We start from the raw sequence: 482 nt of genomic DNA on the forward strand, positions 1-482 counted from the left end.
AAATTAACATCTGTTAAGCCTACTACCATAGAACCTTTGAACATTCCGCCAAGTTTACCTGCAATACCATTAATTGATCCTGATACTTTTTCAATCGTACCTGTGACGCCACCTAGAACGCTGTCTATCGTATGCTTGATTCCTCCAAATAGTCCACTAAAGAAACTACCAAGCCCATTAAATACTCCTGTTATTGCGTTGTAAGCATTAGAAGCGAAACCACCAAAAGCGCTGAACACTCCATTAACTGCATTTTTAGCACCATTGAATACTCCGCTAAAGAAACTACCGACTCCGCTAAATACACCTGAAATTCTTGACCAAGCGTTTGAAGCAAAGTTACCTATGGCACTAAATACTCCACTAACGACACTACGAACAGAGTTGAATATGCCACTAAAGAAGCCTGAAATTGCACTCCATATTGAGCGAACTATATGTTGTTATGTTTTTATTAAATTTCAGACAGAAATAGCACGGCA

General features: G+C 39.0%; 1 protein-coding gene. It reads right to left on the minus strand.

The features are described 5' to 3' along the window. Positions 1–239, minus strand: a 239-nt coding sequence (locus FDX22_RS30515) for a hypothetical protein (protein WP_222592526.1), incomplete at its 3' end; no start/stop codon positions are given. Positions 240–482 lie beyond the last annotated feature (243 nt).

The organism is Citrobacter sp. TBCS-14 (assembly GCF_005280805.1).
Taxonomy (GTDB): Bacteria; Pseudomonadota; Gammaproteobacteria; order Enterobacterales; family Enterobacteriaceae; genus Citrobacter; species Citrobacter gillenii.